Source organism: Thermosipho affectus, from assembly GCF_001990485.1.
GTDB classification, from domain to species: domain Bacteria; phylum Thermotogota; class Thermotogae; order Thermotogales; family Fervidobacteriaceae; genus Thermosipho; species Thermosipho affectus.
In genome coordinates, this window is record NZ_LBFC01000022.1 from 159,411 (window position 1) to 185,788 (window position 26,378).

The following is a 26,378-nucleotide window of genomic DNA, read 5'->3' on the forward strand; positions in this document are numbered from 1 at the left end:
TATGAAGAAGCTCGCAGTATTTTTGGTGGTATTGGCAGTGGTGTTTTCATTTGCTGCTCAACTTCCTTATATAGGTGCTGATGCAAACGGTAAGCCAGGTGGACAGTTTGTCTTGGGAACACTGAGTGGGCCAAAGACCGTTAATGATGTTACCGCAAAAGAAACAAGTTCTACAGATGTTATTGAGATGTTTATGAGTTATGGTGGAACACTTATTGAAAGACATGGTGTAGATATGAAATTTTATCCTGCAATTGCTGAAAGTTGGGAAGGACCCAGGTTGACAGCAGATGGTGGTATGGAAGTTATTTGGCATATTAGAAAAGGGGTAAAATTTAGCGATGGTCAACCACTTACAGCTGATGATATTGTCTTTACATTAAACGAAATTTATACAAATCCTGATATTCCAAGTTCAATGCAAGATGTTTTGAAAAGTACAAATGGTTATTTGCCAAAAGCAGAAAAAATTGATGATTATACTGTAAGAATGTACTACCCTGAACCATTTAGGCTTGCATTTAGATACTTAGGTGGAATGTATATTTTCCCAAAACACATTGCAGAAGAATATGTAAAAAATGGAAACTTCCAAGAATTTTGGACAGTTGATTCAATTAACAAAGGGGAAGTTGTAGGGCTTGGTCCATATATTCCCGTGGAATATGTTCCCGATCAATACATAAAGTTTGTAAAAAATCCATATTACTGGAAAAAGGATGCTAATGGAAATCCTCTTCCGTACTTTGATGAGGTAATTTATAAGATAATTTCCAACCAAGATGCAATGAGACTTGCGTTTGAAAATGGTGAAATAGATGTTTATGGACCCAGAGGAACAGAATTTGCAGAATTAAAGGAAAAAGAAAAAGAGCTTAACATAGTAGTGACAACAGCAGGACCAGCATTTGGAACATTGTTTATTACATTTAATTGGAATACACCAGATCCAATCAAGAGAAAATGGTTTAGAAACGAGTACTTCAGAAAAGCAGTAGCATATGCAATAGATAAGGAATCTATAATTGATACTCTTTACAACGGACTTGCTATTCCACAATGGTCACCTGTATCCATGAGTTCTCCATATTACAACGAAGATGTTGTAACAAAATACGAATTTGATCTTGATCTTGCAAGGGCTATGCTTGAAATGGGTGGATTTACATGGGATGAAAATGGTCAACTTATCGACGAAAACGGAAATCCTGTGAAGTTTTTACTCACAACTAATGCAGGAAATAGAGTTAGAGAAGGAGCGGCAAATATAATTCAAGATGCATTGAAAAAATTAGGTATGGATGTTACATTTACACCAATTGATTTCAATACATTGGTACAAAAATTATTAAATACAGGTGATTGGGAGTCAATAATTATAGGATTAACAGGTAATGACGAACCGCAAGGTGGTGCAAATGTATGGAAAGTAGATGCAGGATTGCATTTCTGGAATTACTCACCAGATACTGCAGAATATGTAGATAAAAATGATTATTATTTACCAGATTGGGAACTTGAAATTGATAAGATTTTCAAAGAAAATGTGGCAATTTTGGATGAAAATATTGTAAAGGATTACTTTGCAAGATTCCAACAATTGGTATCCGAGCATTTACCATTGATTTATACTGTAAACCAATTAAGGATGTACGCATATAGAGCAAACTTGAGAAATGTTAAGATAGGACCACTTGGTGGAACAACCTGGAATATTTATGAAGAATGGAGAGAACAATAATATTTTATAGCAGCAGGCGCGTCCTGCGCCTGCTTTCTTATTAAAATTCAAAGAGAGGTGACTGAGATTGCTAAGGTATATAGCACGTAGATTAATTATATTGATTCCAGAACTTTTTATAATTTCTTTGTTGGTTTTTTTGATAATGCAAGCAGCACCTGGGGATTTTTTAGATCAATACAGGCTTGATCCATCTGTGTCTAAAGAATTTATTAAATCTCTCGAGGAACAGTATGGTCTTAATAAGCCTATTTTGACTCAATATTTTTTGTGGTTGAAAGGATTATTTAAAGGAGATTTTGGATATTCATTTTATTATAGAAGACCTGTTATGGATTTGATTGGAGAAAGGGTTTTAGCCACGTTGATATTGTCGTTATATTCTTTTGTTATTTCGTGGATTGTGGGTATTATATTGGGAATTGTTTCAGCTTTAAAGAAATACTCTTTTTGGGATAAGTTTTTGACAATAATAGCATTTACTGGAATTGCGATACCTGGTTTCTTTTTAGCGCTTTTGTTGCTTTATATGGCAGCAAAGACTGGGTGGTTCCCAGTAGCAGGTATGTACGATGTTAATCATGGGAAAATGACTGTTTGGGAAGGTTTTAAAGATATTTTCTGGCATATGCAGCTTCCAGCGTTTACCTTAACATTTGGTGGTTTCGCAGGATTAATGAGGTATATGAGGGGTAGTTTACTTGATGTTTTAAACGAAGATTATGTTGAATTTGCAAGGGCGAAAGGTATGCCTGAACGCGTAGTTATCTTTAAACACGCAGTTAGGAATGCAATAAATCCTTTGATAACGATGTTTGGTTTTAGTTTATCTGGACTCCTTGGAGGAGCCGTAATTACGGAAACGATCTTTTCGTGGCCAGGACTTGGAAGATTAGTTTATCAAGCATTGCAACAACAAGATATGTACGTTGTTATGGCAAGTACGGTAATAAGTGTTATTATGTTGATCATAGGTAATTTGGTTGGTGATATTTTATTAGCAGCAGTTGATCCAAGAATTAGGTTGGAATAGGAGGTAGTAGTTAATGGCGAAAAAAGAAGAAATAAAGAAGAAAAATAATAATGAAAATATAGATTTTGAGGAAGTGTATCTTACAAGAGGTCAATTAATGTGGCGAGCTTTTAAAAAGAACAAACTTGCGATGGTAGGATTATGGACATTAATTGTTTTATATGTTATGATGTTTGCAGCTGATTTCTTGTCACCGTATAATCCTTTTGAGCAAAGTCTGAAACATTCATATGCACCTCCAACAGATGTTTCTTCTGTGTATAAAGTGGGAGATTTTGAGAAAAAAGTGGGTTTATATGTTTTACCATATATAAGTTATGTTGATAAATTGGATTATACGAGAAAGACTAGAGAATTGATTTTTCCAAGTAGGATAACATTTGAGTATAAAGGCGAATTAATCACGTTGGTGTTAAATAATGCAAAATATTTGCCAAGGGATAACTTTGGAGGTAAAGTTATAAAGGTTAATGATCTAGAATTTACTTTAAAAAGAGAAGAGTATGCGTTTGTAAATGGCGAATGGAAAAAGGTTGCATCCTCAAGTGAAAAAACTGATTATTTTGTAAGAGGTATTAACGATGATGTGTTATTAAAAGGTGAAGCGTTTTTAGAGAACAATAGTTCAACAGCAAAGAGTGTTTTATTTGGAAAATATGGTTTTAAATTAGGTGTTTTAAATGAAAAAGAAATTGACAAGGTAGGATTAAAGTACACGATTAATTATATTAAATACGAGGATGAAAATGGAAAAAAACATATATTGTTTGGAAAAAATTTAAAAATAAAAGATTATGATTATAAATATTATCCTGTAAAGTGGTTTGTAAAAAGTTGGGGACCGAAGAGAAAAGACTATGGAAGAGTTGGTTATGTCTTTTGGATAATACCGCTGAAATATCATTTATATGGCGTAGATAATTATGATAATAATGAATTTGTAAGATTATATATAATGGGTTCTGATGAATTTGGAAGAGATGTTTGGTCAAGGTTAATTTTTGCATCGAGAATATCGCTTTCAATAGGTTTTATAGGATTAGCTATTACGTTGACATTATCCTTATTCTTTGGCGGAATCGCAGGTTATTATGGTGGGGTTGCCGATGAGTTATTGATGAGATTTACAGAGATTATAATGGCAATTCCAGGATTTTATTTATTGATTTTGCTAAGGTCATTGTTGCCAATGGATATCCCATCTTCTCAAGTTTACATTTTGCTTGTATTTATTTTGTCGTTTATTGGATGGGCGGGACGTGCAAGGATTATTAGAGGAATGGTATTATCGATAAAGAGAAATGAATTTGTTGAAGCAGCCTATGCACTTGGGTATCCCGATTCAAAGATTTTGTGGAAGCATGTTATCCCCAATACAATGACGTATATGATAGTGACTTCGACTCTTGCAATTCCAGGTTATATCTTGGGTGAAGCAGGATTGTCATTCCTTGGACTTGGAATTAGGGAACCGTCTGCATCGTGGGGATTGATGATGGCAAGAGCACAAGATATATACGTATTACAAAATGCCCCATGGCTTTTGATACCAGGTATATTTATATTTGTGACTGTTTTAGCTTTCAATTTCGTTGGTGATGGATTAAGAGATGCGTTTGATCCAAGGGCACTAGGATAAAAAGTTTTTCTTAGTTTTTTAAATAAGAAACACCCCCGAAGTGATAAAGTAAACCAACACTAGGGGGTGTTTCTTTTTGGAAAAAGAAATGGTGAAAAATGGTGAAAGCTTGATAAAAATAGTGTTTATAAATATTATCGCATTTAAAAGCAAATAATGTGGTATTAGAGGTAAAATCACCTCAATATAATAAAAGCAGGGAATTTCCCTGCTTTTTATGGCGGAGGCGGTGGGACTCGAACCCACACGGGGGTGTAACCCCCACCGGTTTTCAAGACCGGCCCCTTAGCCAATTCGGAACACGCCTCCACTGAACATTATAACATATGTTTGGAAAAATTCAAGAGTATTTTTTCGAATTTTCTGAGAATTTTTGTTACAAAAAATTCGTGGTTTGTATCTATTGGATTTACTTTTATTAAATATGCTTTTATAAAAAGGCCAAATAACATATCGGTAAATATTTGATCACCAATCATTGCAAATTTAAAATTATTTTTCTTTCCATAATTGCTTACTATATATTTTTTAAATTTAAATGGCAAAGGTTTTTTTGCAAGCCATATGGTTTCTATATCGTAATTTATGGGTCTAGGTTTTCCGTTGGATAAGATTAAGATTTTGGCATTTTTCTTTTTCAAAAATTCAAATATTTCAATAATTTTGTTGGGAATCTCTTTTTCTTTCCAAGTGTTTATTGTGTTATCAAAATCGAATATAAAAAAATTAAATCCTTTATCAAGAAGTTTGTTAAAATCTATGTCGGTAACCTTTTTTAAAATTTCCATTTTAAACCTCCATTAGAAATGTTCTGAAAGACCCAAACCTACAAAAAGCTTTTGTTTAGCGTAGTTAAAAATTATAAATAGATCATCTTTCCACTTTTTTCTTGGATCGGGTGGTGGAACAATATATTTGAATGAAATGTAAAGTGAATTTTCAAGAAAATAGCTATTAGAATTAAAAGGATATGTTAATAATAAAGATATAAGATATCTATTTTGGTTAAGTGAAGCTTTTATTCCTCCTTCAATTAAAGGAAAATCAATACTTTTTGTATTATAAATGAATAAAGTAGGTGAAATTGAAAAGTTATTAATGTTTAAAAATAAGGCATCAAGATAAATTTTGTGTACAAAATTTCCTAGAGGATTAAAAATCCAAGTTATGTTAAAAAAATCCTCAGAATATCCGAGCAACATTTGATAGGAATCACCAAAACTCCAGCCAAGTCCGAAATCTATTGAAGTTGATAAAATAAATATTGATAGAAGTATAAAAAGAAAAGTTGAAATTTTTTTCATTTATAATCCCCCTTCAAAATTTCAAATTTTTCAAATTTTACTGATATACTTTCAGTACTTTTATCAGTAGTAAAAAGTATTTCTTTTAATTTATTGTTGTTGAATTTAACTAATATTTTTGTTGGTTCAAGACCCAAACGTTTTAAAAAAGTATAACCTGCAGGTATCAAGGATAAATTATCTCCTTTTTCAAATATAGTAAAAAGTGATGAAGACAAGAAACTTGAAGTAGTCATGATAATTTCGTATACAAGGTTTATATCGAAGTCAGAAATATTGGAAATTGTATAATTTTTGTATTTATAGTATGTTGCTGAATTTAATGTGTTTGCTTCAATATTTATATCTTTTAAGAACTCAGGAGACTTTATAAGGATATCAAAATGTTCGAGATTGAGTATTGTTGCTTCAAATGATATGTTATTCTTAAAATTTGTTCCATTTTTGTCTATTACATCAAAATTTACAGAAACATCCACAAAAAAATCTCTAAATCCCGATGTGTTTTCAACAAATTCAAAAATTCCAGAAAAAGATATTGAAATCAAAAAGAAAGTTATTAAAATAGTAATTTTTTTTATATAAATCACCTCATTTCTTCGTGTGATAACATAAGGTCTTTTAGTGATTTTGAAATAATTTTTAAATCAAATTCGTCAAATTCTTCCTTCTCATCAAGTAATTTTAAACTTTCATCCGACGAAAGTGTAGAAAATTCTTCAAGTCTTTCAATAGGAATTTCATCGGTGGTATTTTCAAATTTCATACTATTTAACTGTTCAATAAGAGAATTCTCAACTATATCTTTGTCTTCATTTGAGTTTGAGACGATTTCTTCGATTTCATCTATTTCTTCGAGTATCTCATTTATCTCTTCTTCAGAGGATTTTTCTTTTTCTTCTTCTTCTTTTACAACTTGTATATAGTCTTCTAATGTCTCATTATTTATTTCATCTTTTTCTTCTTTAATGTTGTTAGATTTTTCAACTTTGTTAATTGTGTCTTTTGATTCTGTTGATTTTTCAACAAGGGTATTTTCAACTGGTTTTTCTGGTTCTTTATCTAATTCTTGTTTGGATGTATCATCGAAGAATTCAGATAAGAATGAAAGATCTTTATTAATCAAATCTTCAAAATTAATTGTAGCCTTTGTGTTTTCAGGGAAAAGTTCTTCAGTATTTTCGACAATTATACTTGGAGTCTTTATAGGTTCAGGTTTTATTTCTTCTACAGCTACAGGATAAGTTTTTTTGGCTTTCCATACCCTAATTTCCATAAACAAAAGTATTGCAAAAGATAAAGAGAAAGTTATTAAGAAAAGAATAAGTTTGAAATTACTTTTATTATTTGTAGTATTTGTGGAAACTGGTACTTCTGTTGGATGGTATTTTTTTATCCAGTTACTCCACTCAGAAGTTTCAGTAGATTCTTTTTGTATCGAGCTTAGGAATTTACCTACAACAGGGTTATCTTTATAGTTTGAAAGATATGCCTTTGCTTTATCATAGTTTCCAATCATAAATGCACTGATTCCCGCCTTAAATTTCAAAGAATTATCGTATCCTTCTATTGAAGGATCAAGAACAAGAGCTTTTTCAAAGTACTCTAGTGCTTTTTTGTAGTTATCTTGCTGATAGGCATTTAACCCTGCTTGATAATATTCAATTGCTTCTTTTTGAAAACCAAAAATGGTCAATGCAAAAAATAAAATGAAAATTGCAGAGATTTTCTTCATTTTAACTCCCCTTTTGAGAATCTATTAAAGCAAGGAAGTCATCGTTTGATTTTGTTTCTTTTAGTTTATTGAGTATTAACTTTAACCCTTCTTCTTCATTCATAGAAGAAAGCATTTTTCTTAAAAGCCATATTTTTTTTATTTGTTCCATTGAGAGCAACAATTCTTCTTTTCTAGTACCAGATAATGTAATGTTTATTGCTGGAAAAATCCGTTTGTTAGCAAGTTGTCTTGAGAGTACAAGTTCCATATTTCCCGTTCCTTTGAATTCTTCAAATATTACTTCATCCATTTTAGACCCAGTTTCTATTAAAGAAGTTGCAATTATTGTCAAACTTCCTCCTTCTTTTATATTCCTGGCAGCACCAAAGAAGTGTTTAGGTTTGTATAGTGCAGCAGGGTCAACACCTCCACTTAATAGTTTCCCACTTGGTGGAACGTTAATATTATAAACTCTTGCAAGTCTTGTTAGACTGTCAAGTAATATTACAACATCGTGACCGTATTCAACAAGTCTTTTAGCCATTTCAAGTGTTAATTCTGCTTTTTTGATTTGTTTATCAGGTGGCATGTCAAAGGGTGCAGCAATAACTTTTGCGTTTACCGATTCCTTAATATCTGTTACTTCTTCAGGCCGTTCATCAATAAGCAGAACTATTCTAATGGTATCTGGATAATTTCTAGCAATCCCATTTGCGATTTCTTTTAAAATAGTTGTTTTACCAGCTTTAGGTGGTGCTACAATCATTCCCCTTTGACCTTTCCCAATAGGTGAAAAGAGATCAATTATTCTCGTTGAAAGTGTATCTTTATCTGTTTCCAGGATGTATTGGGTATCCGGGTAAGAAGGTGTTAGGTTTTCAAAATTAACTCTTTCATTTGCAAGTTCTGGATCTTTATAATTGATTGCTTCAATTTTAATCATAGCGAAAAATCTTTCATTTTCTTTTGGAGGACGAATAACTCCAGAAATTATATCTCCTGTGTTTAAATTGAATTTTCTTATTTGTGAATTAGAAATATATATATCTTTTGAACTTGGAAGCATACTTTCCATACTCCTTAAAAATCCAAAACCATCAGGGTGTACTTCCAGTACTCCTTCTCCAAAAAAGTAACCTTCAGATTGGGCTCTTGCTTCCAAAATGGCAAATATCAAATCTTGTTTGCGCATTGAGGTATATCTTGCAATATCGTATTCTTTTGCTAACTTATATAATTCTTTAATTGTCATCTTTTCCAAATCTTTTATGTTGAAGGTTTCAACATTCAATTATATCCCTCCTATTTTGTTCTAAAGAGTCTATCTCCTGCGTCGCCAAGTCCTGGGAGTATATAACCTTTAGAATTTAGCTTTTGGTCTAAAGAAGCAGTATATATAATGACATCTGGATGTTCCTTATTTATTTTTTCAGTACCTTCTGGTGAGGCAATTAATGTGACAAGTATAATGTTTTTGGCGCCGTTTTTCTTTAATATATCTAATGCTTTTACAGAAGATACACCTGTTGCAAGCATTGGATCAAGTACAAAGACGATAGAATTTTCAGTTATTTTTGGAAATTTTGCGTAATATTCCACGGCCTCTAAGGTTTTTGGATCCCTATATATCCCAATGTGGCCTACTGAAGCATTGGGTAGTAGTTGTAGTATACCATCAGACATACCCAAGCCTGCCCTTAAAATAGGTATTATTACCACATCTTTATCATTAATAAAATATCCTTTAGTTTTTTCAAGTGGTGTTTCTATTTCTGTTTCAAATATTTCTATATGTCTAGTGGCTTCATATGCTATTAGAAGTGTGATTTCTTTTAGAAGTTCTCTAAATTCTTTTGGGCCAGTATCTTTCCTTCTCATGAGAGTTAATTTATGTTTAATTAATGGATGTTCTACTACGTTAATTTTCATTTTGATTTCCTCCTTTTATTATATTTTCAATTTGTTCTAACATATCTACTCTCATTAGACGTGTTATAAAATCATCTAAATCTCCATCTAGCACTCCTTGTAAATTATAGGATGTATAATTTATCCTATGATCAGTTACCCTATTTTGTGGAAAATTATACGTTCTAATTTTTTCACTTCTTTCTCCTGAACCGATTTGTGATTTTCTATTTGAACTTATCTTTCTTGATTGTTCTTCTAGTTTTAATTTATAAAGCCTAGCCCTTAGAATGTTCATTGCTTGTTCTTTATTTTGGAGTTGAGAACGTTCTGATTGGCAAGTTACCACGATGCCGGTAGGTATATGTGTAATTCTTACAGCGGATTCAGTTTTGTTTACATATTGTCCCCCTGCCCCCGATGCCCTATAGGTGTCAATTCTTAAGTCGGTGGGATTTATCTCTATTTCTACATTTGAGACTTCTGGAAGAACGGCAACTGTAGCAGTAGAAGTATGTATCCTTCCGCCTGATTCTGTGGAAGGGACCCTTTGAACTCTATGTACACCACTTTCGTATTTTAATAAATTTCCAACATTTTTTCCTTTTATTTTAACAATGACCTCTTTATATCCACCTAAATCTGTTTGGTTTTCATCAATTATTTCCGCTTTAAATCCCTTTTTTTCAACGTACCTTAGATACATTCTAAGTAAATCAGCCGCAAAAAGTGCAGCTTCATCTCCACCAGTTCCAGCTCTAATTTCTAAAAATACATTTTTACCTGTGTATTCATTTTTTGGAAGTACTAATGTTATTAATTCTTGCATTATTTTTTCTTGGTCTTTGTCTAATTTTGCAATCTCAAGATCATACCCTTCAGGCATTTCTTCTTTCCATAGTTCTTTTTCTTCTTCAAACTCTATATATTTTTTTGAAAGTTCGACAATTTCTTTCATTTTAGAATATTTTTCCGAATACTCTTTGATTTCTTCCGGTGAAAGTTGTGAACTTAGTTTTTCTTCAAGATTTTTGAGTGTTTTCGTGCTCCATTCATTAATTTGTTTTACTATCTCAATGTTCTCCATCCTAGCTTTTTAGACACCTCCTCAACATTACGAGCATTTTCAAAAACAGTTTCTTTTGTAATTAATCCTTTTAAGAAAGCTTGAATAAGTGCATCGTCAAATAAAATATTACCTTGTTTTTGGCTTGTTTGCATTATACCTTCGATTTGATGGAGTTTGTTTTCCCTGATAAGATTTTTGATGGCTGGTGTTGCAATCATTATTTCATCAATAGCAACTACTCCAAAGTCTTTTTTTGGAACAAGCCTTTGAAATACAGTTGCGATTAGTGTGTTTGCAAGTTGAAGCGCAATTTGTTTTTGCTGATGCGCTGGAAAAACATCTATTATTCTTTCTGGAGCTGCGGCAGCTGAATTTGTGTGTATAGTTGCAAAGACAAGATGGCCTGTTTCTGCGGCTGTGAGTGCTAGTGAAATGGTTTCTAAATCTCTCATTTCTCCAACTAGTATTACATCAGGATCTTGTCGCAGTGCGTATTTTAAACCATTTGTAAAACTTTCTGTGTCCGTTCCCACTTCCCTTTGATGTATTAATGATCTTTTTGATTCGAAAACATATTCTACAGGATCTTCTATTGTGATTATGTGATAAGCATATCTTGTGTTTATATGTTCCACCATAGCAGCTAGTGTTGTTGATTTTCCACTTCCTGTTGGTCCAGCGACAAGAACAAGTCCGTGGTCCTTTTCAGAAAAATCCTTTAGGATTTCTGGCAATCCAAGTTCGTCAATTGTCCTTATTTTTTTTGTAATGAGTCTCAATGCAAGAGTTGGATTTTTTCTTTCAAAATAAAAGTTTGCTCTAATCCTTAAATCATGCATTGAAAAAGAAAAATCTATTTCTTTTTTATTTATTTTTATTCCCAAGTCTAAAAAAATGTTATCGACTGTGTTTTTGATTTCTTCTGCGGTTGGAATGGGAAATGTTTTTAAGGAAATTAATTTTCCATCTACCCTTGTCATGATGGGCAGTCCAGAAGTTATGTGTACATCAGATGCTCTTAATTCTTTTGCTTTTAGAATTACTTCATCTAAGTTTAACCCCAGCATGTTAATCCCCCTCTATTTTGTAGTTTTTTCCAAATAAAAATGATAACTTTTTTAGAGTTTCGTCCTCGGTAGAATTTGACAGAATTACCTCAATTTCCTTAGTTATACCAAATTTTCTTTTAATATATTGTTCAAGGAAGCTTTTTTTGTCTTTAATTAGCTCAAAATGTAGTTTTTTGCTGTAAGGAAATATCAGTTTTATTTTGTCTGATCCTTCTTGGATTTTTGCAAATGAAAGCCCAATATACAACGAAAGATCACCATTTATCTTAAGGTCTTCTAGAACTTCATCAAATTTGGGTATGTCTTTTTCCATAACTTCAGTTTTTTCTGATTCGATATTTTCTTCTATTTTTTCACTTTCTTTTTTGATATTTTCTAATACTTTGTTTGTAGTTTTGTTGTTGTTTTCTTTAAAATTTATAAGATTTAAAAACCCGAGTTTTACAAGAATAATCTTTTCTTCAGAATATTTTATGTCTTTTAAGATATCGGATAAAGGTTTTAGAAGATTAATAAATTCAGTGTTGTTATTTTCTTCAATTAACAATAGTATTTTTTCAATTGTTTGAAATAAGAACGTTTCAAAATCTCTTCCGCTATAGTATACTTCGTCTATTATTTTTAAAATATTAATAATATTACCTTCTTTGATGTTTTTTAATAAATTATCTATAAGTTCTTCTGAAACTAAACCTAATGTATTTCTTACATCATTTATGTCAATATTATTTTTCGACGATTTAGCTACTTGTTCTAAAATTGTGAGTGCATCTCTGAGTCCACCGTTTGCGCGTTTTGCTATCTCTATAAGGGCATCTTTTGTGGCATTGAATTTTTCTTTTTGGCATACAAATTCCAATCTATCTACTATATCTTTTAATGGTATATTTTTGAAATCTATAACTTGACATCTCGAAATAATTGTTTGTGGTATTTTTTCAGGATTTGTCGTTGCAAGTATGAAAACAACATTTGATGGAGGTTCTTCCAGGGTCTTTAGAAGGGCGTTAAATGCCTCCCTTGTGAGCATGTGTGCCTCATCTATGATATATACTTTATATTTTCCTTGAGCAGTGTGATATCCTACTGTTTCTCTTATTTTTCTAATTTCATCTATTCCTCTATTTGAAGCCGCATCAATTTCAAGAACATCCATAAAATTTCCTTTATCTATTGAAATGCAAGAGTTACATACATTACAAGGTTCTGCATCTTTTCTATTTTCACAATTTAAAGATTTTGATAAAATTCTTGCGATAGTTGTTTTACCAGTGCCTCGTGGGCCTGCAAATATATATGCATGTGAAACATTGTTATTTTTTATGGAATTAATAAATAGTGTTTTAACGTGTTTTTGGCCAACTATTTCCGAAAATCTTTTTGGTCTGTATTTTCTGTAAAGAGTTTCCATATTTACACCTCGTTTATGAATTTTTCTATTTTTTCTAGTGCTTCTTTTCTCGAAAGCTCGGATAGATTTATCCACAGGGCATTTTTATATCGTCTCAACCATATTATTTGTCTTCTGGCAAAATGTCTAGTGTTTCTTTTAATCAAATGTATAGCGGTTTTAATATCGTATTTTTTTTCAAAGAAATTTATTAGTTCTTTGTACCCAATTGTTTGAAAGGCATTAATATCTTTGGAGTATTTTTCGGTTAACATTTTTACTTCGTCGATTAATCCATTTTTTATCATTAAATCAACTCTATAGTTTATTCTTTCATATAATTCATCTCTGTTTCTTGTTAATATTAGTATTTTGTAATCATTTGAAATTTTATCTTGTTTGTGCAAATCCGAGATTTTCTTTCCTGTTTTAAAAAAAACCTCAAGTGCTCTAATGGTACGTTTCAAATCACAAGGATGAATTTTTGCTGCATATTCAGGATCGTATTTTAGAAGCATTGTCCTCAAAATACCGGGTTCATTTTTTTCAAGTTCATTTAATTTTTTTCTTATATTTTCATCTCTTGGTGCTCCTTCAAAGAATCCCTTTACTAATGCGTCGATATATAATCCTGTGCCACCTACAAATAATGGCAGAATACCTTTTTCTTCTAATTTATTTTTGATTTCCAGAGCTTCCTGTCTAAAATAAAATGCATTATAATATTCATCTGGATAGATATGGTCTATTAAATGGTGTTTTACTTTTTGCTGTTCTTCTTTAGAAGGTTTTGCTGTTCCGATATCCATTAATTTGTAGATTTGTCTAGAATCAAGGGAAATAATGTGGGCACCTAATTTTGTGGAAATTTCGATTAACAAATCTGTTTTTCCAACAGCGGTTGGACCTGTAATTATACTATATTTCATATCTCACTCCACCAATATCTCAATTTTAACATCTTCACCTTTCATGTTATTTGTTTCTGTAAATATCACAACTTTTTTTGCTAAAAGTTTTATTTTCTTTTTATTGTCTTTTAAATCAACATTTTCTTCCAGAGTAATTTCACCTTTAGTTCTATTATAGTAGAACTTAAAAGCTTTTGCAACAATACTACCTTTACTGATGAATATTTTATCGTTTTTTCCTGTTCCACGGAAATCTTTTTCTTTAAGATTAAATTCAAGGTTTTCACATTTTATTGAAATGGTTTCCGTACTTTTAGAATCGTGGATTGTTAATGAAGCATCTTTAAGTGTTCCAACTTGTGTTTCAACATTATAATTCAAATTTGTTCCTTCGATTATTCCATTTTCAAATTCTATCTTTACGTTATTTTCTGCGACTAATGTGCTCCACTTGTTGTTTATTTTTTTTATAGCCATCTTTTGAGTTAAGAGTTTGAGATTATCTTCATCAATTCTTAATAAAATACTTCCTTTATATTTTATTAAGTTGTCAGTTGGTTCAATATAATCGGAAGAAACGTGTATAGTTTTTGTAAAAAAGATGAGTGAAACTATTAAAAAAAAGAATATTGCAATTTTTTTCATGAAAAGTACCTCCTTAAATATTCCTGTGACATTTTAAAAATCTCTGTGGAAATTTCAAATGGATTTAACGAATTAGTCTGATATATAATTTTGTGAGGAGCCTTTTCTAATCGATTATTTGTAATTTTATTTGTTCTTGATATTGTTGAAAAAATCATATAGTCAACAGCATTTTTTAAATTAGTTTGAAAGTTCGAGCTTATATAAAACAAAAAATCGGCTTCTGGTATTCCGTATACCCAACTCCCAGAAATATAATTTTCAAAAGGTTTAAATTCTATTGGGAAAGTTAATGTTTTTATCATTGCCTCCCGAATGGAGCCTTTTAATATTTCATCGTTAAAAGTATTCAAATTGAAGGCATGTATCTTCATCTTGCCTGGAATTTCCTCATCAGGAAAGTGTTTTTTTACAAAGTTTATTAATGTTTTTTGAGATTTGAATCCATCTATTCCTTTAGAAGCTTTATAAAGTGTTCTTAGTTGTTCAACAATTCCAAAAAGTGATAGACCATATAAAAAATGGAATGTTTTTTTTATTTCGGGGAATAGTTTCTTGGTCTTAAGGTATGATATGTTATATGAACCTGTTTTAAGATAAAAATACACAGGTATACAGGAAAAACCTGTACAATGTATTTCATTAAACAAGTCATATTTTTCAGATACGTTAAAGAATGCCGGAATAGATAGGTATAATACTGAATCACCACCAAAAGCGAGGGTCAAATTCTTTTCTCCTTTCATATATAAATTTTAAAGAATGTTCGTATATCTCTTTGTAGAGGTTGAATTGATACCAGAAATAAGGAATCCTATAATATATTACCACATTTGCTTTTTCTAAATCAACATACTCAAGTTCTATCTCTTTCCATGTGTCTATGTAGTACATAAGTTCCATTTGATCTTTCGGAAAATCATTCGGTTTTCTTTCAAAAGTGCTTGCAACTACAAAATCAGCCCCCATTTCTATTGCTTCACTTACTGGAGTAGGAGATAAAACACCACCATCTGTATTTTGTGTTCCAGCTATCCATAGTGGTGAAAAAACACCTGGTACGGAGGAACTAGCCATTACGGCATCTACTAAGAATCCTTCTGTAATAAGCAGAGATTTTCCTTCTAATGTATCAAACGTTATTATTCCAATTTTATATTTTAGATCACTAAATTTTTTTCTTTCAAAAAGATATCTAAAAAATTTGTAATATTGATCAATAGGTACTAATGCTCTTTGGAAGATTGACCAAATGCTTGATTTTTCAAGTTTTTCGGTATATGTTTTGAAATCTGGCAAAAACTTTTCTATACCTTCGGAAAATTTTTCGTACACAATTTGACTATTACCGTATAGACCATATAATGCTGCGATAATTGCACCAGCAGAAGCTCCCGTTATTATATCAGGTTTTACATTATATTCCTCTAAAAATTTAAGTGTCGCAATATGTGAAAACCCCTTTACACCACCTGCGGCAAGAGAGAGTCCTATATTCATTGTTTCACTCCTATTATTTTAAATACTTCTTTAATATCATTTTTATGTATTTCATTATCTCCAGGGGTTTCCAAAATCCATGGTATGTTTTGAATTATTTTGTTTTCTAGAAAGATTTTGAGTCCTTCTTTACCGATTTTTCCCTTTCCAATATTTTCATGTCTATCTTTGTTAGAGCCAAGTTCATTTTTTGAGTCGTTTAAATGTATAAACTTTAGTTTTTCAATTGAAAATAACTTATCTATTTTTTTTAAGAACTTTTCCAATTCTTCCTTGTTTGCTATGTTATATCCTGCGTCCCACGCATGGCATGTATCTATTGTTATTCCAACTCTTTCAGGATGTTTAACTTTTTCGATTATACTATTTAACTCCTCCAAAGTTGAACCAATATTTCCCCCTTTTTTAGTTACATTTTCCAATAGTATGAAAGTTTCACTTTCCTCATCCATTGCAATATTAAGAGCTTCTACTATTTTAATTATTCCACTTTCTATACCACTTTTTAAATGGCTTCCTGGGTGTATGTTTAGGTATTTTACCCCCAGAGTCTTACATATATGCATTTCAAGGATTAGAAGTTCTAGCGATTTTTTCCAAGTTTCTTCGTTTGGGCTTGCAATGTTAATGAGATAACCACTATGACATAGCATAGATTCTATTTCGATATTGTACATTTTTATGCGTTCTTTAAAGATTTTTATATCCTCTTCATTTGGTAATTTGGCTCGCCATTGGCGTGGATTATGTGGGAATATTTGAAAAGCATTTGCACCAATTTCATAAGTTTCTTTTGGAACCCTCTTAAATCCACCACCTATTGGCATATGTGCACCTATCATGATCATTTTTGTCCATCTCCTTTAATTATAACTAGTTTCTTGTTATCGATTCAGATTAGAGCAGTTGAAATGTTTATTATTTTATTACGAAAAATTAGAACAATATTTCTACCATTCTTTGTATTGATTTGTAATTGGCATACGTCTGTCTTTTCCAAAGGATCTCTCCGTTACCTTAACGCCAATTACACCTTGCCTTCTTTTATATTCGTTTTTATCTACTAATTTTGCAACGTATTTTACTGTGTTTAAGTCGTATTTTTCCGATATTTCCTCAACTGATAGTTCTTTTTCAATATATAATTTTAATATTTCGTCTAATATTTCATAAGGTGGTAATGTATCTTGATCCTTTTGATCAGGTCTTAATTCTGCACTTGGTGGTTTTATGAAGACATTGTGTGGTATTATTTCTTTTCCCTTGTATTCATTATACCATTTTGCAATTTTATATACTTCTGTTTTGTATACGTCTTTAATTGGCGAAAAACCTCCAACCATATCACCGTAGAGTGTAGAATATCCTGTTGCTATTTCACTTTTGTTTCCTGTTGCAAGCACTATGTATCCAAATTTGTTTGATAAGGCCATTAAAAGTGTTCCACGAATTCTTGCTTGTATATTTTCTTCTGTTATGTCTTCGGGATGATCTTTAAAGATGTCTTTTAACTCACTCATGAAAGAATAGTATATATCTGTTATCTTTAATGTATGATATTTAATCCCAAGATTTTCCGCTAAAGCAATGGCATCTTTTATGCTGTGTTCGCTACTATACATTGATGGCATTAAAATACCTACAACATTTTCTTTTCCAAAGGCTTCCGTTGCAATTGCCGCAACAAGTGATGAATCCATTCCACCACTAAGTCCAATTACTACTTTTTTAAATCCATTTTTCTTGATATAGTCCTTTAGACCTAATGTGATTGCCTTGAATATTTCATTTTCTTTATTGAGATTATAGGTAATTTTTGAAAGTTTTAGTTTTTTTCTTTTGGGTTGTATATTTGAGATTTTAATTATTTTGACATCTTTTTTTTCGAGTTCTATATATCTTCTTCTAGGATCTTGTAGATTTGTTCTTAAGTTTTCTTCTATAGGAATGTCAATCGTTATAATTTCTTCATCAAAAGGTTTGCATTCGTATAATATATCCCCCTTAGATGTTGTTACTATACTGCCTCCATCGAAAACTACTTCATCCTGTCCACCTATCAAGTTACAGTACACTATAGGGCAATGGTAATCATATGATTTGGTTGAAAGATACTGTTTTCGTAAAGTGCGCTTTCCATAGTAATAAGGAGAAGCAGATGCATTTAAGATTAGTTGAGCACCGTTTAATACTTGATAGTGTAATGGGCCAATAGGGCTCCAGATATCTTCGCATATGTTTAGACCAACTTTGATGCTGTTATATTCTATAATAACAGTTTCTTTACCTGGTTTAAAATACCTGTGTTCGTCAAAGACACTGTAATTTGGTAGTAATTGTTTACGATATTTTCCCAAAAATTTTCCATGATGAATTATGGATACAGAATTGTAAGCATCTTCTTCCACGTCTATGTATCCGAGTAAAATTACAACATTTTTATTTTTAGAGTATGAAATAACTTTTTCCAAATATTTAATATTTTTCTTTAAAAAAGAAGTTCTTAAGATTAAGTCTTCTGGTGGATAACCTGTAAGAAATAATTCAGGAAATATTACAAAATCTGCTTTGTTTTTTTCTGCGATATCTACTGCTTTATATATTTTTTTTAAGTTTTCATCAAAATTTCCTAAATGAGAATTTAATTGTGCAATAGTTACCCTTATGTACACTTTAATCCCTCCTGTTTTTCTTTATTTAATTATACATTATTTTGAGATAAATAGAACTATTTATGTGATATAATTTTTTTGGAGGGGATAAAATGGTAAAAATAGATGCATTAAAATTTTTTCAACCTACACCTGAATATAGAAAGTTGTTGATTTTGGAGTCAATAAATAAAGATAGTGAAATATCACAAAAGAATCTTTCAAGTTTAGTCGGTATTGTTCCATCGTTAGTTAATAAGTACTTAAATGAGTTAAGGGAAAGAGGATTAATTAAAGTGGAAAATTTGGGGAAAAAATTGAGATATTTTTTAACTGAAGAAGGGATTTCTGAGCTTTATTATTTAAAGTTAGCATTTTTCAATGACATAGTTTCACTTTCTATGAAAATTGAATCACATCTTGAAAATATATTTCTAAAGTTAAAATCTAAAAATTTTATTGGTATTTATGGGGCAGGTTTAGTAGGAAGAACTTTAGCACAACTTTTGTTGAATAGGGGCTTTAATGTGGTAGTATTTTTTGATGATAATACACAGAAAATTGGAAATAGATATTTTGGCATACCGGTTATAAGCATTAAAGATAAAGCAGAAATTGATGCTATAATTGTAGCGTCAATAAAAAATTCCAAGATTATGGTTAGTAAAGCAAAAAAGTATCAACATAGTGATATTTATGTTTTCAATACAGAGGAGTTTAAAATAAAATGGCATGGTTAAAAATTGCATCATTATTTTTCTTATTTATAATACTTTTTATGTTTTTATTTAATTACAGTAATTATAGTGTTGATTTCAGTAAGTTAGGGTATGTAGATAATTTTGTTGCAGAAATTTACTTGAAAAATAGGTTGTATGATACAGTATTTGAGGTGTTGGTGTTTTCTTTAGCAGCGTTAGGTATTTTTTTGTTTAACTATTCGGAGGAGAAAAAGAATCTTTTTTTACACGAGAACCATATTAGAATTTTTTTAAGATTTTTGAGCTATTTTGTAATTTTGCTGTCTTTTTATCTTGCATATTTTGGGCATAAAAGTCCTGGAGGAGGTTTTTCGGCAGGAGTTGCAGGTGGAACAGGTTTGCTTTTGTATGCGTTAAGTACTACGATTAATGAATTTGAATATCTATTCAGCAAGTACAAGGTAAAGATTGTTGAAAAATGGATTTTGCTTTTAATATATGTATTCTCAGTAGTTTCGTTAATGGGGGAAAACAATATTGTATTGTTAAATATCTTAATTTATTTTAAGGTTATGTTTGGTACGTGGATAATACTGTATAGTTTTATAAAACACAGAGGTATAATATAGGAGGCGATTATGTATTTTGAAAATCTTTTAAAAGGGGTTTCAAAAGATTTGGCAAAAGAAGTTGTTAGTGCGAAGATAGCATTGGAGAAAAATTTTAATGATTCAACTATTAAAAGGAATTTTATTGGAATTGTATGGAAATTGTATGAGTATCTTTGTAGGAATATAACAGAAGACTATGAAATTGAAAAAAGATTATTTTTAAGATTTGGATTACTAGAACCAAAATATTTAAGTACAAGTGATGTTCAGAAAATTAGAAAAATACCATTTGTTGAAGAAGTGGAAAATGTGTTTTATGTTGATGAATGGTTACTAGCTGTGAAAAATGGTAAAATTAATCCAAGTAGTTATCTTGAAACTATAGAACAGCCCAGGGTTTTAACGAGTAATGTTTCTTCTTTTACGAAAGCATTTGAAGAAAAAATTTCGGAAAGAAAAAAGTATGAAAAAGAAGTTCTAGAGATTGTAAAGAATATATCTTTCGAAGATAAACCATATAATAAAGCGGTTTTATCGTTGATAGATCAAGCAATTGAAAGGTTAAAAAAATTAAAACAGTTGAATAGAGAGGTTGAGATACTTTATAATCAAATAGAGGATTTAGAAAAAAAACAATTATCTGATGAAAAAATTGAGAATAAAAAAGAGTTTACAGAATACATGGTTATAAAACAAATGTTGAATAAATCTGTCGGAAGGCTTGGAAACAGGTTTTTGGTATTATCTTCTATATTTTTGACAAATGCTTTTATGTTAACGAAAGAGGTTTTGAAAAATAAGATTGAAGAAGTTGAAAAAATAGATTATAAAATTTTTCAAAGGAGTATTAAGGGGGTAAATATAAGGTTTTTGCCATACTTTATAATTGTTCCAGGGTATGGTGATTATGGATTTTGTTGGGAACCTTTTGAGGGATTGAATTTTTTAAGTGGAAGAGGAAGAGTTGTTATTCCTATGTTTCCAAAAAATTTAGATATAGCTATTTTACGTGCTTTAGGAGATTACAGATGGAAAGTTTCTAAAGAGCTTTCATTTGGACATTGGATGGAGGAAGGATTAACAGGTGAATTTTATAACTACATGTTGGACAATAAGATAAAAGAGAGACCTGATGAGTATTTCTTGAAAAATTATATACTTTGGATTTTAAAAGAATCAAAGGGTGTGCAAAAATTGGAAAAAGAAGTGAGAGAAATTTTTTGGAGATATTTGGAATTTCCAGAGGATATAAAAATAAAATTATCAAATTTGAGTTATGTTTACAAAAATCTTTATGAAAAAGACAAGAGGAGGAAGAGACGTTGAAGAAGTTTTTAATCTTTATCGTAAGTGTTTTAGTTGTAATATTTCTCTTTTGGTTTTTGAGTAATGTTTTTTCTGGGAAAATTTTACTTAAGAGATATATATTTAAAATAGGAATGTTTGAACTACGTTGGTATAGTTTTTTGATAGTTTTAGGTATTGTTATTTCTTATTATTTGGTTAAAAGAAGGCTTGGGATTTTTGGGATTGAGCCTGAACATTTTGATGAAGCAGTATTTTGGGGAATAATTTTTTCAATAATTGGCGCAAGGGTTTATTACGTAATTTTTATGTGGGATGAATTTTATTCAAAATATCCAGATGAAATTGTAAAAATTTGGCATGGAGGGCTTGCAATACATGGAGCAATAATTGGTGCTATTTTGTCAACATATATTTATACGAAGGTGAAAAAAAATTGTTCTTTTAGTTTTTTGCAGGGAACTGATCTTTTGACAAGTGTTTTGCCTTTAGGACAAGCCCTTGGACGTTGGGGAAACTTTTTTAATTATGAGGCTTATGGAGGACCTACAAACTTACCGTGGAAGATGTATGTTCCACCTTCAAATAGGATGCCGGGTTTTGAAAAATTTTCATATTTTCATCCTACATTTTTGTATGAAAGTATTATCGATTTCTTAATATTTTTGTTCCTATACAATTATGATTTAAAGAAGAATAAACACGGAGAAACTACAGCATTATATTTTATTTTGTATTCAATTAATAGGTTTTGGATTGAATCATTAAGAACGGATAGTCTGTATTTTGGGAAAATAAGGGTTGCTCAACTTGTGAGCTTATTACTGATAGTTTTTGGTATTTTTATGTTTATTTATATTAGAAAACATTCGGAGGTGGTAAAATGATTGATAGACAAAGAGTTATTGGTGATTTAATTACGCCTAACAACTCTAAAATTATATTATTAGTTATGGATGGTATTGGAGATATTCCAGGAGATAAAGGTTTAACACCATTGCAAGAAGCTAACACTCCAAATTTAGATTCTTTGGCCCAAAAAAGTGATCTAGGTCAAACCATCCCTGTTTTACCTGGTATAACCCCTGGAAGTGGGCCTGGACATCTTGGAATTTTTGGTTATGATCCTTTGAAATATCAGATTGGAAGAGGAATTTTAGAAGCACTTGGTATTGATGTAGAAGTAGGAGAAAAAGATTTGGTTGCAAGGGGAAATTTTGCAACTTTAGATGATGATATAATTGTTGATAGAAGAGCGGGAAGGCCTTCATCGGAGGAAAGCGCAAAAATAGTGGAGATTTTAAACGAGAACATCAAGCAAATAGAAGATGTAGAAGTTAGATTTTATCCTGGAAAAGAGCATAGATTTGTAGTAAAGTTAACGGGAGAAGGATTACATGATAAATTAGAGGATGCCGATCCACAAAAAGAAGGGAAACCTATAAAATATACAAAAGCATTAGATGAAGCTTCAAAAAAGTCAGAGAAAATTATTAATATGTTGATTGATAAAATAAAAGAAGTATTAAAGGATCAACCAAAAATGAATTTTGCACTTTTAAGGGGATTTTCAAAGTATCCAAATCTTCCACAATTTGGAGAAGTGTATAAATTAAAACCAGCTGCTGTTGCAGTTTATCCAATGTATAAAGGACTTGCAAAGTTAGTAGGTATGGAAATTTTGAAAGCAGGTCAAACAATTGAAGACGAATTTAACACTGTTAAAGAAACTTGGGAGAAATACGATTTCTTTTACGTTCATATTAAAAAGACGGATTCATATGGAGAAGACGGTAACTTTGATTCAAAGGTTAAAGTAATTGAAGAAGTAGATAAAAACCTTCCAATATTATTGGATTTAAATCCAGATGTATTAGTTGTAATAGGTGATCACTCTACCCCTTGTGCAATGAAAGGTCATTCATTTCACCCTGTACCATTGATGGTTTATTCCAAATTTACTAGAAAAGGATTATCGAAATTGTATAATGAATTCGAATGTGCACGTGGAACTTTGGGAACTATTTACGCCGTTGATGTTATGCCACTTGCATTAGGGTATGCTGGAAGGTTAGAAAAGTACGGTGCGTAAAGATGTTTTTAATTTTATTTTTTGTAGGATTAATAGGGGCATTACTTGCTCCTATTTTTTCTGTGCCAAAACTTTTTTTATTTATTCCATTTTTGTTTTGGAAAAATAAAAAAATATTTTTTATACTCTTTGTGTTTTTAATAATTAATTTTTATGGCGGATTAAAAGTTTTTGGAACGTTTGAATATGTTGGACGGGTTATTCAAACTAATGATAATTATTCTCTTGTTTTTGGAAAAATTTTTTTTGAAAATAAATGGATAAGTTTAAGAATGTTAGTAGGGATTAACGAAGAATTACCACTGGGGGATATTGTTTATTATTACGGGGATATGGAGGTGGATAATTTTTCATATCCCAAAGTAAAATTAGATAAAAATAGGGTGATTTCATCACCCTATTTTTCGATTTTTAGGAATATTTACATGATTTCAGAGAATTTTAGAAAAAAACTTCTAAAATTTAGCGAGATCTATTATGGATTGTTTGGTGGAAAGGTAAAAAGAGATTATATAAAAAAAAGTGGTATGTATCATTTTTTTAGCATATCCGGTATGCATATATCGATAATTTATGCATTTTTTCTTTTCCTTTTTTCAAAGTTTGAGTTGAAAGAATACCTTTCTTTGGCTTTTAGTTTTCTGTTTCTTATTGCAACAGGTATTAATTTACCAGCGCTAAGGGCATTTTTACTTATATTCTTTTCTACCATTTTTGAAGGAAAAATGTTTAATAAAATTGATATACTTTGTGTTATTGGATTATTGTTTTTGTTTATTGAGCCTGCTTTGGCATTTTCTCTTTCTTTTTATATGAGTTTTTTTAGTACATTTGGAATATTATTTGTTGAGAACAAATATTTAAAAATGGTGTCTGCTTTCTTAGGTAGTGCACCATTTTTGGCGCTGTTTACAAATATTAATCTTTTTTCAATTATAGGGACTTTCATTTTAGTGATTCCATTTCAGATATTGCTTTTTGTTTTATTAATTGCTTTTGTTTTTGAATTATTTTCTTTAAGCATAATATCAGAGTTTCTTTTAAAATTATTTCTTTCTCTTACAAATATTATTGAATCAACATTAAAGATTTTTGCAACCTTTCCTAAAGTACCCGGTGGTATCTATACTTATTTATTATTTGAACTTTTTTTCTTTGTTTTTTTACTACATTTTGGGCATATCCCATATATTTTGAAATCGAAATCTTCAAATTGAAATCCTTGTTCAAGAAGTTCTTTTTTTATTATATTAAGGTGTTTTTCTTCGATCTCGTATATTTTACCACAGACATTACAAATAAAATGATGATGCATTTTTTCTTTTTTTGCAAGTTCATATCGATAGATACCATCACCAAAATCGATTTTTCTCAAAAGTCCAAAGTTCACTAAAAGTTCAATGGTTCTATAAACTGTGGCTTTACTTACTGTGTGTTTGTTGGAAAATAAAATTCTATACACATCTTCTGCACCAAGGTGTTTTGATTCATTATCTATAAAGACTTTTAAAACCAATTCTCTTTGTGGTGTCATTCTGTATTTTTTGTTTTTTAGTTCTTTTTTTAGTGTTTCTATATACATGGTTAGCCTCCTTTTATACATTCATAAGTGGTTTGATGTCTATTTTCCAACCTGTTAATTTAGCTGCAAGTCTAGCGTTTTGGCCACCTTTTCCTATTGCAAGTGAAAGTTGATTTGGTGGTACTATAACTCTTGAAGCTTTATTTTCAAGATCAAGTATTTCGACTTCAACAACATTTGCCGGTTGTAAAGCACTTGCAATTAATTCTTTTGGATCTTCTGCCCATTTTATTATATCCAACTTCTCACCTTTTAATTCTTTGAGAATAGCAGCTATTCTGATTCCTTCTTCACCAATACATGCACCTACAGGGTCAACTTTCGGATTATTTGATTTTACTGCAACTTTAGTTCTTATTCCAGGTTCTCTGACCAATTTTACAATTTCAACAACTTTTGATTCAATTTCGGGTACTTCAAGTTCAAGTAAACCTTTGACAAATTCTTCATTTGTTCTTGTGACAAGTATTTTAGGTCCTTTTTTGTCTTTTTTTACATCTTTAACGTATACTTTAATGAGTGATGAAGGTTCAATGTTTTCACCTGGAATCCATTCCTTTTTTGGAAGCCTTGTTTCCAGTTTTCCTATTCTAATGTCTGCCCAATCTTTGGTTACTCTAATTACCTCTGCGGTTGTAATTTTGCTTGCAAGTTCTGAATACTTTTCAAATTGCTTTTCTTTTTCGATTTCTCTTATTTTTTGAATTAACACCTGTTTGGCCGTTTGTGCGGCAATTCTTCCAAATTTCTTTACATTAATTCTTTTTTTTATGATATCACCAATTTGTGCGTTTGATTTAATCTTTAATGCTTCTTCTAGAGAAATTTGGGTTGTTTCTTTTTCTACATTGTCTACTACTTCTAAGAGTTGAGAAGCTTCAATTTCACCAGTTTGTCTGTTGATGATTATTTCAACGTTTTTTTCGCCACCAAAGTTTTTTTTGTATGCACTTATCAAAGCTTTTTCAATTATTGGGATGATTTCGTCAACTTTTATTCCTTTTTCTTCCTCAAGTTGTTCTAGAGCTTGTAAAAAATCCAAATTCATATCTTTCACCTCCTAAAAATCTATTTCTAAATTTGCATTTTTAATTTCTTCAAATTTTATTTCAATTTTTTTTCCGTTTACATCTATTGCTATAATATTGTTTTTAATGTTTTTTATGTAGCCAATATATGAATTTGTTTGAGTTTTTATTTTGACTTTGTGATTTATAAATCTTTCAAAATCATTAATATTTCTAAGTGGTCTGTCTAGTCCTGGGGATGAAACAGTTAAATAATATTTACTTGGAATTATGTCTATTTTGTCTAATTCATATTCAAGAGCCCTTGAAACTTTTTCACAATCTTTAGTACTTACATAATCATACGGATTATCAATTATCACTTCTAAAAACCATCTACCAGATTTATTGTAGTATTTTACATCGAACAATTCTAATTGTAATTCTTTGCAAATTTTTTCAGATATCTTTTTTACTTGAGAGACTATATCTCTCATTTTTT

27 protein-coding genes and 1 tRNA gene are annotated in these 26,378 nt (G+C 30.7%); 9 read left to right on the top strand and 19 right to left on the bottom strand.

Going from position 1 to position 26,378, the window contains the following annotated elements; genetic code table 11:
- Position 1: 1 nt before the first annotated feature.
- The 3 genes from XJ44_RS07670 to XJ44_RS07680 all read left to right on the top strand — a co-directional run bounded on the left by XJ44_RS07670 (position 2) and on the right by XJ44_RS07680 (position 4,413).
- Positions 2-1,741: an ABC transporter substrate-binding protein gene (locus XJ44_RS07670; protein ID WP_077198612.1), complete on the top strand. Its 1,740-nt coding sequence runs from the start codon at positions 2-4 to the stop codon at positions 1,739-1,741.
- A gap of 67 nt (positions 1,742-1,808) precedes the next feature.
- A complete protein-coding gene (locus tag XJ44_RS07675; RefSeq protein ID WP_075666394.1) occupies positions 1,809-2,774 on the top strand; it encodes an ABC transporter permease in 966 nt (321 codons plus the stop codon).
- Between the two features lie 13 nt (positions 2,775-2,787).
- Complete coding sequence (locus tag XJ44_RS07680) at positions 2,788-4,413, top strand: ABC transporter permease (protein ID WP_075666395.1); 1,626 nt, start codon at positions 2,788-2,790, stop codon at positions 4,411-4,413.
- Positions 4,414-4,631: 218 nt separating this feature from the next.
- Here the strand turns inward: XJ44_RS07680 and XJ44_RS07685 are convergent.
- From XJ44_RS07685 to XJ44_RS07760, 16 genes are all read right to left on the bottom strand, one after another.
- Positions 4,632-4,722: transfer RNA gene (locus tag XJ44_RS07685), tRNA-Ser, on the bottom strand.
- Between the two features lie 8 nt (positions 4,723-4,730).
- A complete protein-coding gene (locus tag XJ44_RS07690; RefSeq protein ID WP_077198613.1) occupies positions 4,731-5,201 on the bottom strand; it encodes a haloacid dehalogenase in 471 nt (156 codons plus the stop codon).
- A gap of 12 nt (positions 5,202-5,213) precedes the next feature.
- Positions 5,214-5,717, bottom strand: a complete 504-nt coding sequence (locus XJ44_RS07695; protein ID WP_077198614.1) for a hypothetical protein — start codon at positions 5,715-5,717, stop codon at positions 5,214-5,216.
- Positions 5,714-6,307, bottom strand: a complete 594-nt coding sequence (locus XJ44_RS07700) for a hypothetical protein (protein WP_232218180.1) — start codon at positions 6,305-6,307, stop codon at positions 5,714-5,716. The genes XJ44_RS07695 and XJ44_RS07700 overlap by 4 nt, the downstream gene beginning before the upstream one ends.
- Positions 6,304-7,452 (bottom strand): tetratricopeptide repeat protein, encoded by a 1,149-nt coding sequence (locus XJ44_RS07705; protein WP_077198615.1) that lies wholly within the window; start codon positions 7,450-7,452, stop codon positions 6,304-6,306. Before XJ44_RS07705 ends, XJ44_RS07700 begins: the two co-directional genes overlap by 4 nt.
- Before the next feature lies 1 nt (position 7,453).
- The gene (gene rho / locus XJ44_RS07710) at positions 7,454-8,725 is read right to left on the bottom strand and encodes a transcription termination factor Rho (RefSeq protein WP_075666399.1); all 1,272 of its coding nucleotides are present in this window, start codon (positions 8,723-8,725) and stop codon (positions 7,454-7,456) included.
- 11 nt (positions 8,726-8,736) lie between these two features.
- A complete protein-coding gene (gene upp, locus XJ44_RS07715; protein WP_075666400.1) occupies positions 8,737-9,363 on the bottom strand; it encodes a uracil phosphoribosyltransferase in 627 nt (208 codons plus the stop codon).
- Positions 9,353-10,429: a peptide chain release factor 1 gene (prfA, locus tag XJ44_RS07720; RefSeq protein ID WP_077198616.1), complete on the bottom strand. Its 1,077-nt coding sequence runs from the start codon at positions 10,427-10,429 to the stop codon at positions 9,353-9,355. Before prfA ends, upp begins: the two co-directional genes overlap by 11 nt.
- Positions 10,411-11,478, bottom strand: coding sequence for a type IV pilus twitching motility protein PilT (locus XJ44_RS07725; protein WP_075666402.1), 1,068 nt, complete (start codon positions 11,476-11,478; stop codon positions 10,411-10,413). The genes prfA and XJ44_RS07725 overlap by 19 nt, the downstream gene beginning before the upstream one ends.
- A gap of 1 nt (position 11,479) precedes the next feature.
- Positions 11,480-12,892: a DNA polymerase III subunit gamma/tau gene (gene dnaX, locus XJ44_RS07730; protein WP_077198617.1), complete on the bottom strand. Its 1,413-nt coding sequence runs from the start codon at positions 12,890-12,892 to the stop codon at positions 11,480-11,482.
- A gap of 2 nt (positions 12,893-12,894) precedes the next feature.
- Complete coding sequence (gene miaA / locus XJ44_RS07735) at positions 12,895-13,800, bottom strand: tRNA (adenosine(37)-N6)-dimethylallyltransferase MiaA (protein WP_077198618.1); 906 nt, start codon at positions 13,798-13,800, stop codon at positions 12,895-12,897.
- Positions 13,801-13,803: 3 nt separating this feature from the next.
- The gene (locus XJ44_RS07740; RefSeq protein ID WP_077198619.1) at positions 13,804-14,427 is read right to left on the bottom strand and encodes a hypothetical protein; all 624 of its coding nucleotides are present in this window, start codon (positions 14,425-14,427) and stop codon (positions 13,804-13,806) included.
- Positions 14,424-15,155, bottom strand: a complete 732-nt coding sequence (locus XJ44_RS07745; protein WP_077198620.1) for a hypothetical protein — start codon at positions 15,153-15,155, stop codon at positions 14,424-14,426. The genes XJ44_RS07740 and XJ44_RS07745 overlap by 4 nt, the downstream gene beginning before the upstream one ends.
- Complete coding sequence (locus tag XJ44_RS07750; RefSeq protein ID WP_077198621.1) at positions 15,133-15,927, bottom strand: patatin-like phospholipase family protein; 795 nt, start codon at positions 15,925-15,927, stop codon at positions 15,133-15,135. The genes XJ44_RS07745 and XJ44_RS07750 overlap by 23 nt, the downstream gene beginning before the upstream one ends.
- Positions 15,924-16,775: a deoxyribonuclease IV gene (locus XJ44_RS07755; protein WP_077198622.1), complete on the bottom strand. Its 852-nt coding sequence runs from the start codon at positions 16,773-16,775 to the stop codon at positions 15,924-15,926. The genes XJ44_RS07750 and XJ44_RS07755 overlap by 4 nt, the downstream gene beginning before the upstream one ends.
- Positions 16,776-16,877: 102 nt before the next feature.
- Complete coding sequence (locus tag XJ44_RS07760) at positions 16,878-18,599, bottom strand: NAD+ synthase (RefSeq protein WP_077198623.1); 1,722 nt, start codon at positions 18,597-18,599, stop codon at positions 16,878-16,880.
- A gap of 92 nt (positions 18,600-18,691) precedes the next feature.
- Here XJ44_RS07760 and XJ44_RS07765 point away from each other — a divergent pair, with 92 nt between their 5' ends.
- The 6 genes from XJ44_RS07765 to XJ44_RS07790 are packed head-to-tail and all read left to right on the top strand — an operon-like array spanning position 18,692 to position 24,504.
- Entirely contained in the window at positions 18,692-19,318 is a 627-nt protein-coding gene (locus tag XJ44_RS07765) for a winged helix-turn-helix transcriptional regulator (protein ID WP_077198624.1), read from the top strand.
- Positions 19,306-19,908 (top strand): Na(+)/H(+) antiporter subunit B, encoded by a 603-nt coding sequence (locus XJ44_RS07770; protein ID WP_075666411.1) that lies wholly within the window; start codon positions 19,306-19,308, stop codon positions 19,906-19,908. Before XJ44_RS07765 ends, XJ44_RS07770 begins: the two co-directional genes overlap by 13 nt.
- A 9-nt stretch (positions 19,909-19,917) precedes the next feature.
- Positions 19,918-21,216, top strand: coding sequence for a hypothetical protein (locus tag XJ44_RS07775; protein WP_077198625.1), 1,299 nt, complete (start codon positions 19,918-19,920; stop codon positions 21,214-21,216).
- The gene (gene lgt / locus XJ44_RS07780) at positions 21,213-22,082 is read left to right on the top strand and encodes a prolipoprotein diacylglyceryl transferase (protein ID WP_077198626.1); all 870 of its coding nucleotides are present in this window, start codon (positions 21,213-21,215) and stop codon (positions 22,080-22,082) included. Before XJ44_RS07775 ends, lgt begins: the two co-directional genes overlap by 4 nt.
- Complete coding sequence (locus XJ44_RS07785; RefSeq protein ID WP_077198627.1) at positions 22,079-23,287, top strand: 2,3-bisphosphoglycerate-independent phosphoglycerate mutase; 1,209 nt, start codon at positions 22,079-22,081, stop codon at positions 23,285-23,287. Before lgt ends, XJ44_RS07785 begins: the two co-directional genes overlap by 4 nt.
- A 2-nt stretch (positions 23,288-23,289) precedes the next feature.
- Positions 23,290-24,504 carry a ComEC/Rec2 family competence protein gene (locus XJ44_RS07790; protein WP_077198628.1) on the top strand — a complete coding sequence of 405 codons (1,215 nt, stop codon included), beginning with the start codon at positions 23,290-23,292 and terminating at the stop codon, positions 24,502-24,504.
- Here the strand turns inward: XJ44_RS07790 and XJ44_RS07795 are convergent.
- From XJ44_RS07795 to XJ44_RS07805, 3 genes are read right to left on the bottom strand one after another with little or no spacing between them, the layout of a single operon-like run.
- A complete protein-coding gene (locus tag XJ44_RS07795; RefSeq protein WP_075666416.1) occupies positions 24,417-24,869 on the bottom strand; it encodes a Fur family transcriptional regulator in 453 nt (150 codons plus the stop codon). The two genes, XJ44_RS07790 and XJ44_RS07795, sit on opposite strands and share 88 nt — an antisense overlap.
- A gap of 13 nt (positions 24,870-24,882) precedes the next feature.
- Positions 24,883-25,917, bottom strand: coding sequence for a transcription termination factor NusA (nusA, locus tag XJ44_RS07800; protein WP_077198629.1), 1,035 nt, complete (start codon positions 25,915-25,917; stop codon positions 24,883-24,885).
- Positions 25,918-25,929: 12 nt separating this feature from the next.
- Positions 25,930-26,373, bottom strand: a complete 444-nt coding sequence (locus XJ44_RS07805; protein ID WP_077198630.1) for a ribosome maturation factor RimP — start codon at positions 26,371-26,373, stop codon at positions 25,930-25,932.
- Positions 26,374-26,378: the final 5 nt, after the last annotated feature.

Excerpts from the sequence above, each read along its gene's own strand:
- prfA (WP_077198616.1), bottom strand. The coding sequence starts at position 10,429 with ATGGAGAACATTGAGATAGTAAAACAAATTAATGAATGGAGCACGAAA.
- XJ44_RS07795 (WP_075666416.1), bottom strand. The coding sequence starts at position 24,869 with ATGTATATAGAAACACTAAAAAAAGAACTAAAAAACAAAAAATACAGA.
- XJ44_RS07750 (WP_077198621.1), bottom strand. The coding sequence starts at position 15,927 with ATGAATATAGGACTCTCTCTTGCCGCAGGTGGTGTAAAGGGGTTTTCA.
- XJ44_RS07695 (WP_077198614.1), bottom strand. The coding sequence starts at position 5,717 with ATGAAAAAAATTTCAACTTTTCTTTTTATACTTCTATCAATATTTATT.
- XJ44_RS07770 (WP_075666411.1), top strand. The coding sequence starts at position 19,306 with ATGGCATGGTTAAAAATTGCATCATTATTTTTCTTATTTATAATACTT.
- XJ44_RS07790 (WP_077198628.1), top strand. The coding sequence starts at position 23,290 with ATGTTTTTAATTTTATTTTTTGTAGGATTAATAGGGGCATTACTTGCT.
- XJ44_RS07680 (WP_075666395.1), top strand. The coding sequence starts at position 2,788 with ATGGCGAAAAAAGAAGAAATAAAGAAGAAAAATAATAATGAAAATATA.
- miaA (WP_077198618.1), bottom strand. The coding sequence starts at position 13,800 with ATGAAATATAGTATAATTACAGGTCCAACCGCTGTTGGAAAAACAGAT.
- XJ44_RS07765 (WP_077198624.1), top strand. The coding sequence starts at position 18,692 with ATGGTAAAAATAGATGCATTAAAATTTTTTCAACCTACACCTGAATAT.
- dnaX (WP_077198617.1), bottom strand. The coding sequence starts at position 12,892 with ATGGAAACTCTTTACAGAAAATACAGACCAAAAAGATTTTCGGAAATA.
- XJ44_RS07740 (WP_077198619.1), bottom strand. The coding sequence starts at position 14,427 with ATGAAAAAAATTGCAATATTCTTTTTTTTAATAGTTTCACTCATCTTT.
- XJ44_RS07705 (WP_077198615.1), bottom strand. The coding sequence starts at position 7,452 with ATGAAGAAAATCTCTGCAATTTTCATTTTATTTTTTGCATTGACCATT.
- XJ44_RS07805 (WP_077198630.1), bottom strand. The coding sequence starts at position 26,373 with ATGAGAGATATAGTCTCTCAAGTAAAAAAGATATCTGAAAAAATTTGC.
- XJ44_RS07785 (WP_077198627.1), top strand. The coding sequence starts at position 22,079 with ATGATTGATAGACAAAGAGTTATTGGTGATTTAATTACGCCTAACAAC.
- XJ44_RS07755 (WP_077198622.1), bottom strand. The coding sequence starts at position 16,775 with ATGATCATGATAGGTGCACATATGCCAATAGGTGGTGGATTTAAGAGG.
- XJ44_RS07725 (WP_075666402.1), bottom strand. The coding sequence starts at position 11,478 with ATGCTGGGGTTAAACTTAGATGAAGTAATTCTAAAAGCAAAAGAATTA.
- nusA (WP_077198629.1), bottom strand. The coding sequence starts at position 25,917 with ATGAATTTGGATTTTTTACAAGCTCTAGAACAACTTGAGGAAGAAAAA.
- XJ44_RS07690 (WP_077198613.1), bottom strand. The coding sequence starts at position 5,201 with ATGGAAATTTTAAAAAAGGTTACCGACATAGATTTTAACAAACTTCTT.
- XJ44_RS07775 (WP_077198625.1), top strand. The coding sequence starts at position 19,918 with ATGTATTTTGAAAATCTTTTAAAAGGGGTTTCAAAAGATTTGGCAAAA.
- upp (WP_075666400.1), bottom strand. The coding sequence starts at position 9,363 with ATGAAAATTAACGTAGTAGAACATCCATTAATTAAACATAAATTAACT.
- XJ44_RS07670 (WP_077198612.1), top strand. The coding sequence starts at position 2 with ATGAAGAAGCTCGCAGTATTTTTGGTGGTATTGGCAGTGGTGTTTTCA.